At 31.0% G+C, this 17,230-nt stretch carries 20 protein-coding genes and 1 pseudogene; 2 read left to right on the top strand and 19 right to left on the bottom strand.

All coding sequences use genetic code 11. The features are described 5' to 3' along the window. Positions 1–52: 52 nt before the first annotated feature. Entirely contained in the window at positions 53–868 is an 816-nt protein-coding gene (locus CHAB381_RS01685) for a menaquinone biosynthesis family protein (RefSeq protein WP_408610327.1), read from the top strand. A 4-nt stretch (positions 869–872) separates the two neighbouring features. Beyond that, entirely contained in the window at positions 873–1,643 is a 771-nt protein-coding gene (locus tag CHAB381_RS01680) for a UDP-N-acetylmuramate dehydrogenase (RefSeq protein ID WP_012108223.1), read from the top strand. A 687-nt stretch (positions 1,644–2,330) separates the two neighbouring features. Here CHAB381_RS01680 and CHAB381_RS08605 read toward each other — a convergent pair. The 19 genes and pseudogenes from CHAB381_RS08605 to CHAB381_RS01590 form a co-directional block, all read right to left on the bottom strand. After that, positions 2,331–2,495: pseudogene (locus CHAB381_RS08605) on the bottom strand (pyridoxal-phosphate dependent enzyme); the annotation flags it as partial. Positions 2,496–2,582: 87 nt separating this feature from the next. Continuing rightward, positions 2,583–2,999, bottom strand: coding sequence for an arsenate reductase/protein-tyrosine-phosphatase family protein (locus CHAB381_RS01675; protein WP_041570449.1), 417 nt, complete (start codon positions 2,997–2,999; stop codon positions 2,583–2,585). A gap of 1 nt (position 3,000) precedes the next feature. Further along, the gene (locus CHAB381_RS01670) at positions 3,001–3,402 is read right to left on the bottom strand and encodes a thioredoxin family protein (RefSeq protein WP_012108220.1); all 402 of its coding nucleotides are present in this window, start codon (positions 3,400–3,402) and stop codon (positions 3,001–3,003) included. An 85-nt stretch (positions 3,403–3,487) separates the two neighbouring features. Then, positions 3,488–4,483, bottom strand: a complete 996-nt coding sequence (locus CHAB381_RS01665) for a permease (RefSeq protein WP_012108219.1) — start codon at positions 4,481–4,483, stop codon at positions 3,488–3,490. Positions 4,484–4,485: 2 nt separating this feature from the next. Then, complete coding sequence (arsB, locus tag CHAB381_RS01660) at positions 4,486–5,643, bottom strand: ACR3 family arsenite efflux transporter (protein WP_012108218.1); 1,158 nt, start codon at positions 5,641–5,643, stop codon at positions 4,486–4,488. Next, positions 5,616–5,927 (bottom strand): ArsR/SmtB family transcription factor, encoded by a 312-nt coding sequence (locus tag CHAB381_RS09090; protein ID WP_041570448.1) that lies wholly within the window; start codon positions 5,925–5,927, stop codon positions 5,616–5,618. The genes arsB and CHAB381_RS09090 overlap by 28 nt, the downstream gene beginning before the upstream one ends. 302 nt (positions 5,928–6,229) lie before the next feature. Continuing rightward, positions 6,230–6,547 (bottom strand): DUF4298 domain-containing protein, encoded by a 318-nt coding sequence (locus CHAB381_RS01650; RefSeq protein ID WP_012108217.1) that lies wholly within the window; start codon positions 6,545–6,547, stop codon positions 6,230–6,232. Positions 6,548–7,324: 777 nt separating this feature from the next. After that, a complete protein-coding gene (locus tag CHAB381_RS01640) occupies positions 7,325–9,862 on the bottom strand; it encodes a DEAD/DEAH box helicase (protein WP_012108216.1) in 2,538 nt (845 codons plus the stop codon). A 30-nt stretch (positions 9,863–9,892) separates the two neighbouring features. Continuing rightward, positions 9,893–10,708: an abortive infection family protein gene (locus CHAB381_RS01635; RefSeq protein WP_012108215.1), complete on the bottom strand. Its 816-nt coding sequence runs from the start codon at positions 10,706–10,708 to the stop codon at positions 9,893–9,895. Positions 10,709–10,744: 36 nt separating this feature from the next. After that, positions 10,745–10,888, bottom strand: a complete 144-nt coding sequence (locus CHAB381_RS01630) for a helix-turn-helix domain-containing protein (protein ID WP_456297467.1) — start codon at positions 10,886–10,888, stop codon at positions 10,745–10,747. Positions 10,889–11,687: 799 nt separating this feature from the next. Further along, on the bottom strand, positions 11,688–11,924 hold the full coding sequence (locus tag CHAB381_RS09085) for a nucleotidyl transferase AbiEii/AbiGii toxin family protein (protein ID WP_198002594.1): 237 nt from the start codon (positions 11,922–11,924) through the stop codon (positions 11,688–11,690). Positions 11,925–11,953: 29 nt separating this feature from the next. Continuing rightward, positions 11,954–12,283, bottom strand: a complete 330-nt coding sequence (locus tag CHAB381_RS09080; RefSeq protein WP_041570447.1) for a nucleotidyl transferase AbiEii/AbiGii toxin family protein — start codon at positions 12,281–12,283, stop codon at positions 11,954–11,956. Then, on the bottom strand, positions 12,280–12,612 hold the full coding sequence (locus tag CHAB381_RS08835; RefSeq protein ID WP_198002593.1) for a type IV toxin-antitoxin system AbiEi family antitoxin domain-containing protein: 333 nt from the start codon (positions 12,610–12,612) through the stop codon (positions 12,280–12,282). Before CHAB381_RS08835 ends, CHAB381_RS09080 begins: the two co-directional genes overlap by 4 nt. Further along, the gene (locus CHAB381_RS09180) at positions 12,581–12,826 is read right to left on the bottom strand and encodes a type IV toxin-antitoxin system AbiEi family antitoxin domain-containing protein (RefSeq protein ID WP_370445525.1); all 246 of its coding nucleotides are present in this window, start codon (positions 12,824–12,826) and stop codon (positions 12,581–12,583) included. The genes CHAB381_RS08835 and CHAB381_RS09180 overlap by 32 nt, the downstream gene beginning before the upstream one ends. A 472-nt stretch (positions 12,827–13,298) precedes the next feature. Further along, a complete protein-coding gene (locus tag CHAB381_RS01610) occupies positions 13,299–13,778 on the bottom strand; it encodes a Csac_0668 family 2Fe-2S cluster-binding (seleno)protein (protein ID WP_012108213.1) in 480 nt (159 codons plus the stop codon). An 861-nt stretch (positions 13,779–14,639) separates the two neighbouring features. Further along, entirely contained in the window at positions 14,640–15,221 is a 582-nt protein-coding gene (locus tag CHAB381_RS01605; protein WP_012108212.1) for a 6-pyruvoyl trahydropterin synthase family protein, read from the bottom strand. Further along, positions 15,222–15,965, bottom strand: a complete 744-nt coding sequence (locus CHAB381_RS01600) for a 7-carboxy-7-deazaguanine synthase QueE (RefSeq protein WP_012108211.1) — start codon at positions 15,963–15,965, stop codon at positions 15,222–15,224. Then, positions 15,965–16,921 carry a GTP 3',8-cyclase MoaA gene (gene moaA / locus CHAB381_RS01595; RefSeq protein ID WP_012108210.1) on the bottom strand — a complete coding sequence of 319 codons (957 nt, stop codon included), beginning with the start codon at positions 16,919–16,921 and terminating at the stop codon, positions 15,965–15,967. The genes CHAB381_RS01600 and moaA overlap by 1 nt, the downstream gene beginning before the upstream one ends. After that, a complete protein-coding gene (locus tag CHAB381_RS01590; RefSeq protein WP_012108209.1) occupies positions 16,914–17,225 on the bottom strand; it encodes a hypothetical protein in 312 nt (103 codons plus the stop codon). The genes moaA and CHAB381_RS01590 overlap by 8 nt, the downstream gene beginning before the upstream one ends. Between the last annotated feature and the right edge of the window lie 5 nt (positions 17,226–17,230).

Below are 17,230 nucleotides of genomic sequence, written 5' to 3'. Positions count from 1 at the left end.
TTTGAAAAAAAATATAAGCGTGGCACATTCTCCTGATTCTGATGATATTTTTATGTATATGGCGATAAAATTCGGTTGGGTTGACTCAAAATGGCTAAATTTCACAAATAAAGCGGATGATATCCAAACTCTGAACGAAGCGACTTTACGCGGACTTTATGATATTTGTGCAATCAGTTTTGCGCTATATCCGTTTGTGGCGGATGATTTCGCACTTCTTCGCACAGCAGTCAGTTTCGGCGAAGGTTACGGTCCGAAACTTATAAAGAAAAAAGACAGAAAATTAAAACCGAATTTTAAAGTTGCGCTTAGCGGCGAGCACACAAGCAACGCGCTTTTATTTCATATCGCATATCCGAATGCAAGAATAATTTACAAAAATTTCCTTGAAATCGAAAATGCGGTGCTTTCAGGAGAAGTCGATGCCGGAGTTTTGATACATGAAAGCATTTTGGATTTTTCCGATGAACTTTGTGTAGAACGCGAAATTTGGGACATTTGGAAAGAGCTTTGCGAAGAAGATTTGCCGCTTCCGCTTGGCGGAATGTGCCTAAGAAGAAGTTTGCCTCTAACCGACGCGATAGAATGCGAACGCGTTTTAACGGACGCCGTAAAAGTAGCGCACGATCATAAAAAATTGCTCTCAAAAATGTTGATAGAGCGAAATTTAGTGCGTATTAACGATGAAAAACTTGACGCTTATCTTAATCTTTATGCAAACAAAAATTCAATAAGTATGGACGAAAAGCAACTTCGTGCGTGCGATAAAATGTTTGAACTTGGCTATAGACACGGATTTTACGGCTCACTTATCCGTGCAGACGAAAATCTCATACCGACAGAATATCTAAATGCAAGAAACGGCTAAAATGATGGAATTCAGGCGCATTGATTTCAGTAAATTCAGCTCTGTAAAAATAGGCGGAGTTTTTGATGTGCAAATTTTGCATGCAAATAGCGATTTTAACGGCATTGTAATCGGTGGCGCAAACAATATCCTGATATCACCGAACCCGCCAAAACTTGGAATTTTAAGCGATGAGTTTAATTTTATAAGATTAAATGGCGATCTGCTGACAATCGGCGCAGCGTGCAAATCGGCAAAAATTTATAATTTTGCAAAGCGAGAAAATATTGCAGGGTTCGAATTTTTAAGAAATATCCCCGGCACTCTTGGAGGGCTGATTACCATGAATGCAGGTTTGGCGGGTTTTGAAATTTCAAACAATTTAATAAATGTGAAAACAAATTTCGGAATTTTTGACAAAAAAGATTTAAATTTCAGTTACAGAAAAAGCGAGATAAAAGGCGTAATTTTAGAAGCTGCATTTAAAATTTTACGCGGATTTGATACCGTATTAAGCGATGAAATTTTTGCAAAACGCAAAAATCAGCCAAAACACGCGACTTTCGGCAGCGTTTTTAAAAATCCGAAAGGAGATTTTGCAGGTAGATTAATTGAAGCCGCAGGTTTGAAAGGTTTTCAGATAGGTGCCGCAAAATTCAGTGAAATCCACGCGAATTTCTTAATCAACACGGGCGGCGCAACTTTTACCGACGCAATAGACTTAATAAATCTTGCCAAAAAAAAGGTTTTTGAAAAATTCGGCGTAAAACTTGAATGCGAAGTTAAAATTTTATAATGCATTTTACATAAATCAAAAACGGACCTTAAAATTTCATTTAAAGCTTTTTTAATAATCAAAAATTTAATCTCACTTTTATTTATCTTGCTAAAATTTAAAAAATAATGCAAAATTTTTAAAACACGATTTTTTATTTCTTAAATTTTAAGCCGACTTAAAAATTTTCATCATTTTTAGCGATTTTAACGTTATTTTAATTTTTTGATGCCCTTTTATTTGTCGCTTCACCGCTCTATACATCATCCCAATACAAAGCAAATACTGCGTGAAATATTAATTTTTCACTATGTCGAAAATATTTTGATGAACTTGAAAAATTTAAAATACTAAAAAATGGTTGAAATTACATAAAACAAAAAAAATAAAGATAAAAACGGCGTCAGCAATCCAAGACGGCGAAATTTTAAGCGGAAAATGAAATTTAATATTTTAATCTAAACACACAAAAATTTAATAAAAAAGTGAAATTTTAAATTAAAACGAAATTTTTTGCGTTTTAAAAATCTGAAAGAAAAGATGGCGCAGAATACGAATGATTTAGATGATTTACTTTGTCAGGCAGAGCGTTTTAATACATTTTTCAGTTAAAAATACCCTTTTTATTCGCAAAATCAACAACATCTTTTATAATGAGCTTTTTGATTACTTTTATAAAACTTTGCATAAATTTTAATTATATTATTAAGCACCGAGAATTTTATAAGCACCTGTTTTTTGTAAATTTTCTTCTTTTAAAAAAACATTAACGTTATAATTTTTGCTAAGCTTGTTAGAAACAGCAAATGGAGTTTCATCTACAAATCCTGCTATTGTTCGTTTTGCTTGGATTATTTTATTTAAATCAACCATAAAATTCCTTGTTTTAGACTTTAAAAGTTTTATTATATCAAAATTTGCATTTTACTCGGTAAATTTTCTATAAATGATAAAAACACCCTACATTGCTGCAGGATGTTGCTGTTTAAGACTATTCTTTAATTGAATGATTTTATCTTTTATTTCTTTTATTACTGCTATGAAAATTTCGTCAGATTTTTCTGTAGGATCTAAAAGTCCCCAATCATCAAATGCTCTGCCAATAAACGGACATCCTACATCATATCCCATTGAAATAGCGATATCGGGATTAGGTATTTCATCAATAAGTTTGCTATGGTGTCCGTTCGCATTCATATCGATTCCATAAAGTTCTTTTACAATACGAACTGCATCCTGATTAATCTGATTGTTTAATTTTGTTCCAGCTGAATAGGAGTCAAACACATCTGAAGCATATTTTTTCCCTAAGGCTTCTGCAATTTGGCTCCTACAGCTATTATGTACACATATAAATGCAACTTTTGGTTTTTTCATTTTAATTTATACCATTTTGTTTTAATAAATCTTTTACTTCATCCTTGTTTAAAACTTTGCCATAGGATACAACTTTGCCGTTTATAACTAATGCCGGAGTAGACATAACTCCATAACTTGCGATTTGGGAAAAGTCAGTAATGTGGTCTATATACTCTTCAACATTAAGTTCAGCGAGTGCTTCCCTGGTTGATTTTTCTAAAGCAGCACATTTCGAGCAACCAGAACCTAGTATTTTAATTCCTTTCTCTTTTTTCTTTTCTTCTACTTTTTCTATATTTTCTGATGAGTAATTTAGATCACAACAACTTGTTTCTTTAACTTCCTTATTGTTAACAGGTTCACAATTACCTCCACAAGTACAACCTTTCTCTTCTTTTTCTTTCTTACGAAATAATCTCATTTTTTTCTCCTTAATTTACATCTATTGTTTTCACAACGGTATATATTTTTTGCTTTCTACTTAATAGTTTCATTTTAGTTCCCCATTAAATTAAAATAGCGCTAAAAATGTTAAATAGGTATCCTACAACAATTATCCCAAAAGTACAAATTCCTACGAATAAAAATAAAAGCTTTGGTTTAACTGCTTTTTTTAACATGATCAATGATGGTAGGCTTAGTGTTGTTACTGCCATCATAAAAGCTAGGACAGTTCCTAGTTGAGCACCTTTTGACAATAGAGCTTCTGCTATTGGTATAGCTCCAAAAATATCAGCATACATTGGTGCTCCTATAACAGTCGCCAAAACCACTCCAAGTGGATTCTTGCTGCCTAAAATATTTTCCACCCAAGTTTTAGGAATCCAATTGTGTATCAATGCCCCTATGCCCACACCTACTAAAATATAAGGGAAAACTTTTTTAAAAGTGTCACCAACTTGAGTTTTAGAAAAATCAACCCTATCTTTTAATGTTAAGCTTGGAGAGCTAATATCAACTTGACTTGCATTTTTTATAAAATCTTCTACATACCTTTCCATATGCATTTTTTCTATGAGGCTACCACCAACTACAGCAATAATTAGCCCCAATACTACATATGCTAGAGCTACTTTGGCCCCAAAGATACTCATCAATAAGACTAACGACCCAAGGTCAACCATTGGAGAAGAAATCAAGAAACTGAATGTAACACCTAATGGTAATCCAGCACTCGTAAATCCAATGAATAGCGGGATGGATGAACAAGAGCAAAACGGTGTTACGGTTCCTAATAATGCGGCCATTATGTTTGCCCCTAATCCATTAAAACGTCCAAGAATTTTTTTACTTCTTTCAGGTGAGAAATAGCTTTGTATATAAGAAATTATAAAAATCAACACGCAAAGTAATATTGTAATTTTTATAACATCATAGATGAAAAATTGCAAGCTTCCTCCAAGTTTTGAAGTCATATCAAAACCAAAATTTGTTAATACTTCTCCTATTAACTCATTGAGCCATTTCATACCTAGAATTTGATCTTGAATAAAACTCCACATATCTAACCTCTATAAGATTCTTTATTTTCTAAAAACCAGTGTTTTGTATTATTAGCAATTTTTACTAAAAATAGCATAACTGGTACTTCAGTAAGAACACCTACAGTGCAAGCTAGTGCAACTGGTGAATGTATTCCAAATATTGCTATTGCAACAGCTACAGATAATTCAAAGAAATTTGAAGCTCCAATCATGCCTGCTGGTGCAGCTATTTTAAAAGGTAAACCTACTTTTTTGCTCAACGCATACGCTATAGTAAAAATTAGGAATGTTTGAAGGGTAAGTGGAATAGCTATCAATAAAATATGAAATGGGTTTTCTAAAATTATATTTGCTTGTGAGCTAAATATAATTATTAGAGTCAAGAGTAGTCCAACTGTTGTCGTTCCGTCAAATTTACTTGAAAATTGTTTTTCAAAATAATCCTTTCCTCTTTTATCAATTACTATTTTCCTTGTGATGGCACCTCCTAATAATGGAATAGCAACAAATAAAAACACACTAGCAAATAATGTGCTATATGGTACTACAACATTAGATACACCTAATAAAAACTTAACTATAGGCACAAAAGCAATCAAAATAATTAAATCATTTGTGGCTACTTGAACCACAGTGTAAACAGGGTCACCCTTTGTAAGAGTCGACCACACAAAAACCATAGCAGTACATGGTGCAGCTCCGAGCAAAACAGCTCCAGCCAAATAATCATTAGCCAAATCATTAGGAATGAGATTTTTAAATATAATAAAGAAAAACAAATAAGCTATTCCAAACATAGTAAATGGTTTTATTAGCCAATTAACAGCCCATGTTACAAAGAGGCCTTTTGGATTTTCTCTAACTTTTTTAATACTTTGAAAATCTACTTTCATCATCATTGGATAAATCATAATCCAAATTAATATCGCTATGGGCACAGATATACCCGCAATTTGCATTTTACTTAAAGCAGATGGGACTATAGGTATATATTTCCCTATAAGTACGCCCACAATCATGCAAAATAATACCCATAAGCTCAGGTATTTTTGAAATACATTAATTCCATTATTCTTATTTTTTACCATAGTTCTTTTACCTCTTTTAGTATAGATATATTTAAATGTTTCTATGTATAATGCATAAAAATTTACTTTTTCCAAGTATGGCAAATACATTCATCCCCGCTATCAAATATTTCCTTTAAGCTAGATTGCATCTCCTTTAAAATCTTTTTATTGGCAATGTAATATATGTTTTTTCCTTCTCTTCGGCTAATAACTAAATCAGCATCTTCCAATCTTTTCATATCATTAGATAGTGTTGGTTGTGTTATATCAAATTTCTCTAATATCTCACAAGCACAAAGTTCATCGCAAGATAACATATCTATAATTTCTAATCGTTTTGGATCACTCAAAACTTTTAATTTTTTTGATATCTCTATATATTTATTTTTCATGTAAACCTCATTGATATTTTCATGTATAATTATACCAATCATATAGAAGGTTGTCAATATGTTTTTATCTATCTCTTAAAAAAATTTTATTGTTTCCTTTCTATCATCTCAACTAATTTATATCTATGAAATGGTTTTTATCTATTAAGATTTGCTGATCTTAATCGTATATAACCCTACTCGCTAGATTTGAAATTATAAAATAATTTCAAATCTATTTTGTATTCATATCAAATTCCTTTTATAAATTTAAAACTTTATTGTAGCGAAATTTAAACTTCAAAGCATATCTTGCTTTTATTTTATGCTCTTAACATTTTTGTTGCTATCTCTATCATCTCAATGGCGCTTTCTCTATAGTCAATCATCATATTATAAATTTCATCCTCGCTTAAAACTGCTCTTTTTAGATCTGTTGGGATCTCTCCTTTTCTATCGGCTTCTAGGTCATCGTTTCTTTGCTTACCGTAGTAATAGTCCATAAGCTTTTGATACTCTTTTAAAGACTTTTTTAATGTTTTTAAAAGCTTGTTTAATTTCTCTAAAGTATCTATTTGAAACTCTAAATTTTTCTCAAATACAGTTATGTGAGCAAATTTTTCTTCGTTTGAAATTTTCATTTTTTATCCTTTTAAATTGTCTCTCTCATTGTTGAATAAATAAAATCAGATATCTTTCATTTATCACTTTGCATCTAACAATTTTCTCTAAGAAAGACTAAGAATTGTCTCTTTTTGCCCTTAATTATAACTAAAATTTTTAAAGAAAGATTAAAAGAACGCATTGCATAAAGAGAGTTTATCAAGACTCCTGCCGTCAAAAAACGCATCGACAATGTTATTGACATGAATGCCAATACAAAGGCAAAGGAAAGCAAATGTTACAAATATTGGGCAACCAAACATAACCTTAATACAATAGCTGAGTCTGTAATTTATATCAGAGAACATGGTATTAAATCCATTAAACAGCTTGATGAGTATATTCAAAAGCAGCTGATGAAAAGGAAAATATACAAGAGAGAATCAAGACTATTAATAAGGAAATCCAGAAGCTTTCTACCACTATGGAGCAAGTTCATACCGTTAAAAATACAGGGCTTGCTACAAGGATTATAGGGATGATCCATCTGACAAGGCATTTTTGAAGAGTACAAGTCTAAATTTACCCTATATGAAAATGCTCTTTCAGGGCTAAAAAATTCTATTCCAAGCTCCAAAATTCAAAAGATATTTTAGCTGAGCTTGATAAATTACAAGAAAAAAAGAATACCCTTATGCAAGAGTATTCTTCCTCAAAATCTACTATGGACGAACTTTATCAAATACGAAAGAACTATGGAATTTATATGGGTAAGGAGATGGAGAGATAGCGTCTCTCCATCTCTATTAACTATTTTATTTTTTTAAATGATATATATCTTCAATATAATTTCCTGGAAAATCCTCAATATTTAATTTGTACATATTTAAATACCCTTGGATTTTTTCATCAGATAATGAATCTAATTCGTATTTTCTGATTTCTTTTACAAACTTTTTTAGATTATCTTTTAGCTTTTTTAAACCATTCCTTCTCATCACGAAAACTTCCTCATTAAAATCCGCATCATGTGCTAACTGCTTAGTAGGAATTATCATTATACGCAAAACATCTACAAGTTCCCCATACTCTTTCTTAAACCATCCACAATGATTATTAAATTGACCTGCTTCAGATTTTTTTATAGCATTTCGATTTTCGTCCACTTCATTTTTACACTCAAAAAATACATATTTTTTATTTGAAACACACCACAAATTATCTGGACCCTTTCTAATTTCTTTATCTGGACGTTGACTAACATAGCCTAGAATTTCACCTAAGTTTTTTAATGCAGATTCAAATTTTTCAGCCGCAATGCCAAAAGAAAGATTTTCTATCAGTTCATTTATATAAAGATTAAATTCATTAAAACTGTCATATTTACCAATATTGCTTTTGAATTTATTTATTCTAGTTTCATTCAGGAAAGAGATTTTTGAATATGCAATTCCCTCTTTAGGCTTTAATAATTGAGGATTCTTTTTAAATGCAGACTTTTGAAGTGTTTTTGATTTTTCCTCTGAGTACATATATGCATATCTTGCCATCTGCTCTAAATACCAGCCTTTTTCTAAATCATCATTGATAAACTTATCAATAAACTTCTGCGTTTCTTCAGATGCTTTTTCATATTCTCCATCAGAAAATAGTTTTTCTAATTTAGTCTCTGCAGCATATCTTTCATAAATCGAAGTATCTAAAACCCCATCTTCGATTTCATTCATTTCGCTAGCATAATATTCTTTCCAACCCTCATCTCTATTTAATATTTGCGTTATCAAAGAAAATATTTGTTTCATTGAAGTATCATCCTGTAAAATCTCTTCTTTTGCCATTTTAGCAACTTCAAAACCAATTTCAATTTGTTTTTGTGTTTGAGACGAAAAATATTTTCTCGTTAAAACACCTCGCATAAATTTTTCAATATCTGAACCAATTACGATAATTGCACAATAATCTTTTTCACCACGAACCGCTCTACCTATACCTTGCTCTATTTTTTGAGCAATTTTTTTATTTATTATTTCACTATTTGGGCAGCATTTCTCTTCGTATTTATCAAAATAGCTATTCAAATAAGGCAACGAATCTATTACCAAAACTCTACAACTTTCATCAGGTAAATCAATACCATCATACCTGTTATTTATAACTACAGTATTACTAAATTTTCCCTTTCTCAAGTCATCAATAACTTCGAATAATTCTTTATTATTTTTGGGGAAAATTGCCCCAATCTTTTCATAATATACTGCCCTTTTTGTATTCGGTACGATTGCTACAACACCAAAAGGTGCATTCGTCAGTTTAGCAAATTGGGTTGCAACTAAATCTCGATCACATTCTTCATCTATCGACGACGGCATTAAAAGCATTTTTTCTCCAGACCATCGTGATTGTGGATATTTAATTGGATTTGCAACAGCATTAGTAGAGAAGTCAAGCCCTTTTACAAAAAATATATCTTCTTGTGTTGTTGCAGACATTAATATTCTTCGTTTCGCTGATGAAAATGTTCGAAATTGCTCTACACTAACATTATATGGAGTTATTTCAATTTTATTACCAGATATTAAACATGAATACTCTATTATTTTATCTTTTATCAATGGCCATACAAATTGAATTTCGTCTATTAAAGAATATTCAGATAGGATAGATAAAAGTTCCATCCTTTTGCTATTCCACGCCCAATAAGGAACCATCATAAGAGTGTCGTATTCTCCTGCTTTAATATCTAAATAGCTTCCTTCTCCCTGTTCTATTAAATCATCTGAAAATAACGTTAGTATCTTATTATAAATGGCTTCATTGTTTTCCCTACTTATCGTTATAGTAAACGAATTCTTTAATACATCTATACAAGCATGGGAATCATCTAAAACAATTGTCCCTGCTTTTATGCAGTTATTACCAATTCCAAAAATTGATTTCCCATTAAATATTTTATGTGCATGAGTTATTAGTATTTTTTCAGCTGATAAAAACTCATTAGGAATTAGATTATGATTATCAATAATACAAAACGGAATACCGAATTTTTCTGCTTCCCCACAAACTTGTTCTACGAGATAAATATTAGGACAAACATATATACAAGGTCCCTCGCCTAAATTAAGTGCTGATTGTAGCATTAACAAACCAATTAAAGTTTTTCCTTCTCCAGTATGTAGCTTTACAATAAGATCTCTTTCATCTTTTCTATTGTTATACCACTCATCCAAAGCATATTCTTGAACAGGTCTCAAAGGACCTGCAATACTCTTTCTATCAAGCGTATTATACAAATCAATAGGATTGGTAATTTTTGACTTACTTTTTAAAGCAATTTTTTTCTTAAAATCTACCATTTTTAGTACCTCCATTTAATTTTATCATTCTCATTTATTTTCATTTATTAATAAAAATGTATCCCATAAATATCGAACAAGAGTTATACTTGCCCCAACAGATAATTCTGCATGTCGTTTTGTTAATCCATTAAATTTTGCAGAACGACCATGTCCACTTCCATAATGATTTCTTAATTCAATTATTCCACTACTTAAACCATTAAGACTACCTGTAATTTGTTTCACAATTTTTTCTTCTTCTAAATCCATCGCCACGCCTTTATTGGGAATATTCAATGAACTTAGAGTTTGTTTTGCAAGCTGTCCCATATTTATTGAATCTTTTATAATTTCACCATTGCTTTCAATGATTGTTTTACAACAACTTTCTAGTAATTCTTTTGATTTTCCTATTGCTTCTGTCGGATTTTCATTACACATTGCTACCATCAAATCTATTTGCTGATTCATATATTTACTAGAAAATTTTTTCTTTAACTCTTCTGATACTTTAGAAAATTTCTTAGAATGTTGTTTTTCTCTTTCAATAATTTCCTTACACTTATCATAAAGAGATTTGTATGTGCTTCCGTTATAAGTTCTATCATCTGATTCTATTTCTAAGGAATATCGCACTTCATAGTATTCCAGTAAATCATCCAATAATTTTACTACCTTATCATTATCTCCTTCATTTATAAATTCATTTAACGACTTACCCTTCGATAAATTATATGTCTCACACAAAGCTATTCCTACACTATGCAATGTGAATTCATCAAATCTATATGTAGAAAAATCTAAAACATACCCACCTCTATTTAACAAATCATTAAAGTATGTTCTTTCAATATAACTAATCATAAATTCCTCCAGTTCATTAAATTATTCCAAGTTATATTAAGAATTGAACTTAATGCACTCTACTATTTCCTCAATATCACAATCCAATGCATTGCAAATTCTAAGCAAAACATCCGTAGTTACATTTTGCCCATTCTTCATTTTATAAAATGTACTTTTACTCACTTTTGCCTTTTCCATCAATTCATTATTTGTCATATCTAAATCAATGAGTTTTTTGAACAATCTTTTATAACTAAAAACCCTCATTCTTATCCTCCGTTCAAGAAAACTATATTTAGTATATTATACCATAAAATATACTTTTTTCATAAATATATTCTCTTTAATCGAACTCTTGCAAATAAAAAAGAGCCGGTGCAGTCCCAAGACCACACCGACCATATATTTATCTCTCAACTTCTTTTGATGTCTCTTTCTTTTCTTTAGACTTTTCTTTATATTCAGCCTGATATTTTTTGATAGTTCCAAGTACAGATTCTTTTTTCCTGTCTTTTCATCTGTTTTTTGTCTTTAACATTTTTAAAGAAAGTTTCCTAATGTTAGCATGTTCCTTTCCTTTATTATTAATACTTCTTTTTACTTACCCAAAGATTTTAAAATGATCTCCTATCTTTAAGTTCTCTATATCTTTTGTCTTATCTACTAGGCTGAGCATTTGACATACAATTTATATATTTTTAAATGCTCTAATCAAAAAGTAAAAAACAATTAGATTCTCTAATACTTAATATTTTCTTATCTATGATTTACCAGACAGTGTCTGTTAAATTACATCTAACTAATCCTATTTGATAAAATTGTCACTACACCAACTACCTTATCAAAAGTAAGATTGTTAATGTACTTATTTTCACTGATATATACTTCCCACAAGGATCTTAGATATGGATTTCTTTTATGTCCTCGATTACTTCCATATAGTCTTTCATTATTTCCCGACTCCCTCTTTTGTCGGAAGTTCTTTCTATTACTTCTTTTAAATTTTATAATCCATCTCATCTTTCTTTAGTTTGTAAAGTGTGTATAGGTCATGGAAGTTTCTCATTCGTGTTGTTGTTATATTTCTTCTGATTATGGTTTCATATTTTTCAGCTAAAATTGTTTCTAATGGATATGCCATTATTTTTATATCTTCTTTGCTAAAGATACAAGGATAGGTGTATTCTATCTCCCTTGGTGTTATTACATCTCCTGTTGTTAGGTCTAGTTTCATTGGATTTTTAGTTTTCCCAACATTTGCTATTAGTGAAATTTAAAGTTCTCGTACTCGTCCTCTTCTCTTATATAACTATTGATATTTATTATTTCTTCTACGATTTCTTTTATTTTTTCTTCTCTTAGAGCTATGCCCTTAACTATTGAGTCCATGTCCATAGTTGTTCTATTTTCAATACTGATTAAGGATGATATTAGAAATCCTCCCTTTATTACAAAATTATTTTTGTATTTTGATTTAGACAGTCTTTCTATAAATCTTTCGAAAAAATATATTTGCAGAACTTCTTGCGATTTTAAATTTTTCTCCTCTGCCAGACTTCTTATCTTGCCCTTTATACTTTCGATATTAATCACGATAATACCTCCATGTATTTTCTAATTTCATCTTCTATTTTAAATAGTCTACTGTATTTTATGAGTCGTCTTAGGTTTTTATTTGATAATTTAAAATATCTTTTTAAGGCTTGTGTGAAAATTTGTTTATATATTTTTTCTCTGTCGATTGCTATGTCGCAAATTGTTCTTTCTATATCGTAAACTGGTATAAAATTGCCTTGCGGTGATTTTATTTCTGTTTTACCAAGTTCGTATAAGTCTTTTTTTACATAGTGAACTTGTAGATCTTCATATCGCTTTTTTATATGACTTACATTATAGCCTTGGTGCAGATATATAAAATACATTTGAGGTCCTGTCGGATAGGTCGTGGAGGTATAGAGCTGTTTGATGGGAAAATATAATTCGATTACTATTTGATGATATTAGAATAAAATCATCTATCACTTTTCCTTTTAATTGATGCAGTCCTGGTTTTAATCTTTCTAGTTGTCCGCCCTTTGTTAATTCTGATAGATCATGCCTAGCATATCCAAGTTTTTCTGCTTCTTTGTTGGTGATTACTAAATTTTCTTGTGTATATTCTTTAAGTGTATTTATAGTCCACCTCCTCTCGTTTACGCTTTTATTATATATTACTAAAGCGAATATGCAAAGTTGGCTTGTGAGTGTTTTATATTTTGTAAAGGATATAACGAATTCTTACTCCCTATAACAAAAAAAGAGCAGCCTTGTAAGCTACTCTTGTATAAGGTACAAAATGAGTTAATTATATCTTTTGTGCTTCCTCATACCAGCCTAAAAACTACTCTTACGTCCATGCAATTTTTTTGAGTCTTTTTGACGAATACTTCTTCATCTTTTTCAAATACAAAATGTTTATAAAACTGCTTAAAATGCAGGATTTCTAAATTTACTTCTTTTGTATATATGCTATACTCTCAACCCCTATGGTTATGGGGAACATATCCACGCTCGTAGATGGAAACATATCAAAGATTGGCTCTCGTTTGTAGGAACATATCGACTGTAATTATTTCATTTTCAAGCCTTTATCGATAGCTTCCTGAATAATCTTATGACAACAAACTCCCAACGGATTGTTTTCTTTACAATTAGAATTTTTCATTGCCCCAGTGATGGCATTTACTTCTTTTATGGATTTCGCGCCATGCTTTACAACTGCTTCAATTACCTGATTTTCTGTGACTTCGCTACAATAACAAGCATACTTAGGATCTGCATCTTTCTTAAACCAGATAGGAACTCTAACTTGGTCTTTCAAGAATTTTATTTCATTATCTAAGTTATAGTAAACAACGTCGCAGTCCTCGTTCATGCAAATCTTATATTGATCTCCGTTAACAGCATTACGATAATCATCTACCACTAGATGTTCAACAGTTACTTTACTAACGGAAATCCCTTCATTATTACATACAGGACAATTGTCTTTAATTTGATCCGGCTTTTCTGTTTTGCATCCACAACAACATTCATTATTAATCTTCATATTCTTAGCCTCCATATTTTCATTATAATTTCTTTTTTAAACTAGGTAAAACCAATTTCATATACTTGTCATTTATTAATAGCGTCAAACATTTTAGCTGGTGTTAATTTACTTAGCTCCCTGTTGTCAGCCAACGCACGTGTAGCTTTTTTGTGTATAAACACATCAGCGTCATGTTACCCATTGCTCGGCATTCTTCTAATGAACCCAAATACATGGAATGGCAACCCTTTTTTAGACAATTTATAACCGAACATTATCAATCTTGAAAGTTTCTTTAGATTATAAAATATATTCTCAGACAATCCACATGTTTTGTATGTGGAAACTGGTCAAATAGTGCAAATTTATAACTTCGTAAATTTTGCAAATTTTAATTGAATTTTCATTTAAATTTAATTAATCACGAATATTCATTGTAATTTTACAGAAAAAACATCTTAATTATTTTAATTTAAATTTTAAAAAGTAATGTAGAGACAAAAATCGGAACACAAAAAATAATAGCGACAAAAAATAGAATCAAAAAACACTAAATGCGAAATAAAGTCCGAAATTAAAATATTTCATAAATAAACATAATAGCATTATAAACGCATTTTTGGCAGATTCGATAGCTTATATAAATATTTTTTGTATTTGAAAATTCAAACGGTAAATTTTAGCCGAATGCGAAATCTTTAAAATAGTAGAAAAATCTATATTTTGTAGTGTAAATTTTCATTTAATACCGATGATAATAAAAAAACTTAAATTTTAAAGCAAGTTTAAAGGCCAAAAAATCAATACAGGCAAATCATTAAAATATCGCTTTGCTGAAAATTTTCAACTAAGTATTAAAATTTAAAAAAACATATAAGTTTAACAATCTTTGCTGAACTCGATTTTTTCACCGTTTATAAGTTTTTGCATTAAATTACAATCATTCCATGAGCGTATGATTTCATCGCTAAATTTTATATCGCACAGCTCGATTTTTCCCATATTTTCATTGTAGGCGTCATCTTTAAAGCATTGCGCATAGCCTGTCGCGGTCTCATGAACGATAACGCTGTGAAGTTTGACACCTTGCTCTCCGTTTTTAAAAGTCGTAAGATTCAAAAGTCTGTCAATCAAAACGAAAAAAACACGACAAAATTGCTCAGCACTTGGATTTACAGGAATTTCCACGACTCTTAAAGAATGTTTTCTTATATCATTTTTATATTCGTCGCTATCCTTGCTAAATAGCGTTGTAGCGTGATCGAAGCTCTCTACAATATCTTTTATCGCAAGTTTCATATAACCGAAATCATAAACCATTCCGGCATTATCGAGGAAGTTCGAACTAAGTAAAATTTCAGCTTTGTAGCTGTGTCCATGGATACTCTCACGACATTTTTTAGAGCCGCAGAAACGCACAATGTGGGCATTTTCAAACTCATAAAGTTTTCTAATTATCATCTAAACTCCATTTTTATCATTCCAAAGTCTTATATGCAAACGATCCGAATAATTAAAGCCGTTTTGCAAACAAAATTCCGCGCAATACAGCGCATTTTGCGATAGTTGCTCGCGATTTTTCGCCAAAGGCATACACCAGACTTCGCCGTAAACATGCTCTAAAATTTCATAAATTTCAGATTTTGCATCAAAATTTTTACAAATGACAAATTTGTAAAAAAAGATTTTAGCGTTATTTTTTAAATTTTGAAGTGCAGTAAAATTCAGCCTTTTTTCGCGCGGTTCTTTGGAGTTGCCAAGTTTTACGGAAACAGCAAAAACGCAATTTTTATAAAGCGGAAATTTTTGAAAATCAACAAAAATAGTGCCGTTGGTTTCAAAATGAACTTCAAAATTTCGCTTTAAAATTTCATCAATAAACTCATAAAATAGCGGATTTGCATAATTTAATAAAGGTTCGCCGCCTGTAATTACAATAATCGGCAAAGAATTTTTAAAATTCGTCCCGATTTTATCCAAAAGCTGCGAAACGGTTGAAATTTTTTCATAATCGAAATGGGCTGTTTTTACAGCTCTTATCGTATCGCAACCGCGTAAAATTTCACCTGTCTTAGGGCTTTTTAATTCACAATTAAAACCGGCGCAATTTAAATTACATCCTGCAAAACGAAAAAAAACGGCAAGTCTGCCGGCAAATTTTCCCTCACCTTGAATGCTTGCAAAACTTTCAACTAAACTTAACATTATCCGCCGGTTTCGTAAAATGCACGGTTTGAAACTTCACTTTGAGCCCAACGATTTTTTTCCGGTTTATTTGCCACAACACTTTCAAAAATACGCAAAACCTCATCAAAATCATTATCCGCAAGCGCTTTTTTAATACTCATCGCTTCATCGAAATAAAGGCAAGGAATAAGCAAACCCTCCGCACTTAGGCGAATTCTATTGCATGATTTACAAAATTCTTCGCCGTGCGGACTTATTATGCCAAATCTATATTTGTCGTTCGCCAAAAAAAGCGAACTTGGCGAATGCGGATCTTTTTGAAGCGGTGAAATTTTAAAATCACGAGATAAAATTTCTAAAATTTCATTTGCCCCGATACATTTTACGGCATCCAAAGCATGCGAGTTTTGCATAAATTCTATAAATCTCACTTCCGCATTTTTTGAAATTCCGAAATTTAAAATTTCAGATATTTCATTTTCATTTATTCCGCGCACGACAACGCAGTTTAACTTTACTTTAAATCCGACTTCCACGGCTTTATCTATACCTTTTAAAACTTCGTCCAGCAAGTTTCTTTTAGATATTTTTTCAAAAATTTCAGGTTTTAAAGTATCAAGGGAAATATTTACTCTTTTTAGTCCATTTTGTTTTAAAATTTCAGCTTTTTGCGCTAAAAGCACACCGTTGCTTGTCATCGCCAAATCAATATTCGGAGCATATTTTGAAATCAAACCTACGAAATTTTCAACGCCTTTTCGCACCAAAGGCTCTCCGCCTGTAATTCTTATTTTTTCTACACCGTTGTCAATCGCGATTTTAACAAAGCTGAAAATATTTTCAAAACTTAAAATTTTATTATGTTCAATCCATTCAAACGGACGATCAGGCATACAATAAGCACACCTTAAATTGCATCTATCGGTTACTGAAACACGCAAATAATCTATTTTGCGTCCAAAACTATCAACCATTACCCCTGCTTTTTAAATAATTATGCATAACCTCATCAATACTTTTTATTGAATTTACAATCGGTTCAATTTTATTTTTTATTTCTTCATCTATTTTATCGCTGACGCCATCTAGCGGCATATCGTCGATAATCTCTTTATATTGCAAAAATTCTTTTTTGAGATTATAAATTTGTCTTGCCAAATCATCGGCTAAAATATCGAAACGCTCAAATTTTTTGTCGCTTTGGCGATCTTTTATATACACAAAAATCATAACGAATAAAATCACCAGACAAAGTCCCAAAATAATTAAATAATCCATTTAAA

Origin of the sequence: Campylobacter hominis ATCC BAA-381 (genome assembly GCF_000017585.1) — a bacterium.
Classification (GTDB): domain Bacteria; phylum Campylobacterota; class Campylobacteria; order Campylobacterales; family Campylobacteraceae; genus Campylobacter_B; species Campylobacter_B hominis.
Note: the sequence above shows the minus strand (reverse complement) of the source record. Positions and strands in the feature narration are given on the sequence as shown.

Coding starts and splice junctions, on each gene's coding strand:
- CHAB381_RS01685 (WP_408610327.1), top strand. CDS start 53: ATGTATATGGCGATAAAATTCGGTTGGGTTGACTCAAAATGGCTAAAT.
- CHAB381_RS01680 (WP_012108223.1), top strand. CDS start 873: ATGGAATTCAGGCGCATTGATTTCAGTAAATTCAGCTCTGTAAAAATA.
- CHAB381_RS01675 (WP_041570449.1), bottom strand. CDS start 2,999: ATGAAAAAACCAAAAGTTGCATTTATATGTGTACATAATAGCTGTAGG.
- CHAB381_RS01670 (WP_012108220.1), bottom strand. CDS start 3,402: ATGAGATTATTTCGTAAGAAAGAAAAAGAAGAGAAAGGTTGTACTTGT.
- CHAB381_RS01665 (WP_012108219.1), bottom strand. CDS start 4,483: ATGTGGAGTTTTATTCAAGATCAAATTCTAGGTATGAAATGGCTCAAT.
- arsB (WP_012108218.1), bottom strand. CDS start 5,643: ATGTATTTGCCATACTTGGAAAAAGTAAATTTTTATGCATTATACATA.
- CHAB381_RS09090 (WP_041570448.1), bottom strand. CDS start 5,927: ATGAAAAATAAATATATAGAGATATCAAAAAAATTAAAAGTTTTGAGT.
- CHAB381_RS01650 (WP_012108217.1), bottom strand. CDS start 6,547: ATGAAAATTTCAAACGAAGAAAAATTTGCTCACATAACTGTATTTGAG.
- CHAB381_RS01640 (WP_012108216.1), bottom strand. CDS start 9,862: ATGGTAGATTTTAAGAAAAAAATTGCTTTAAAAAGTAAGTCAAAAATT.
- CHAB381_RS01635 (WP_012108215.1), bottom strand. CDS start 10,708: ATGATTAGTTATATTGAAAGAACATACTTTAATGATTTGTTAAATAGA.
- CHAB381_RS01630 (WP_456297467.1), bottom strand. CDS start 10,888: ATGGAAAAGGCAAAAGTGAGTAAAAGTACATTTTATAAAATGAAGAAT.
- CHAB381_RS09085 (WP_198002594.1), bottom strand. CDS start 11,924: ATGAAACTAGACCTAACAACAGGAGATGTAATAACACCAAGGGAGATA.
- CHAB381_RS08835 (WP_198002593.1), bottom strand. CDS start 12,612: ATGTATTTTATATATCTGCACCAAGGCTATAATGTAAGTCATATAAAA.
- CHAB381_RS01610 (WP_012108213.1), bottom strand. CDS start 13,778: ATGAAGATTAATAATGAATGTTGTTGTGGATGCAAAACAGAAAAGCCG.
- CHAB381_RS01605 (WP_012108212.1), bottom strand. CDS start 15,221: ATGATAATTAGAAAACTTTATGAGTTTGAAAATGCCCACATTGTGCGT.
- CHAB381_RS01600 (WP_012108211.1), bottom strand. CDS start 15,965: ATGTTAAGTTTAGTTGAAAGTTTTGCAAGCATTCAAGGTGAGGGAAAA.
- moaA (WP_012108210.1), bottom strand. CDS start 16,921: ATGGTTGATAGTTTTGGACGCAAAATAGATTATTTGCGTGTTTCAGTA.
- CHAB381_RS01590 (WP_012108209.1), bottom strand. CDS start 17,225: ATGGATTATTTAATTATTTTGGGACTTTGTCTGGTGATTTTATTCGTT.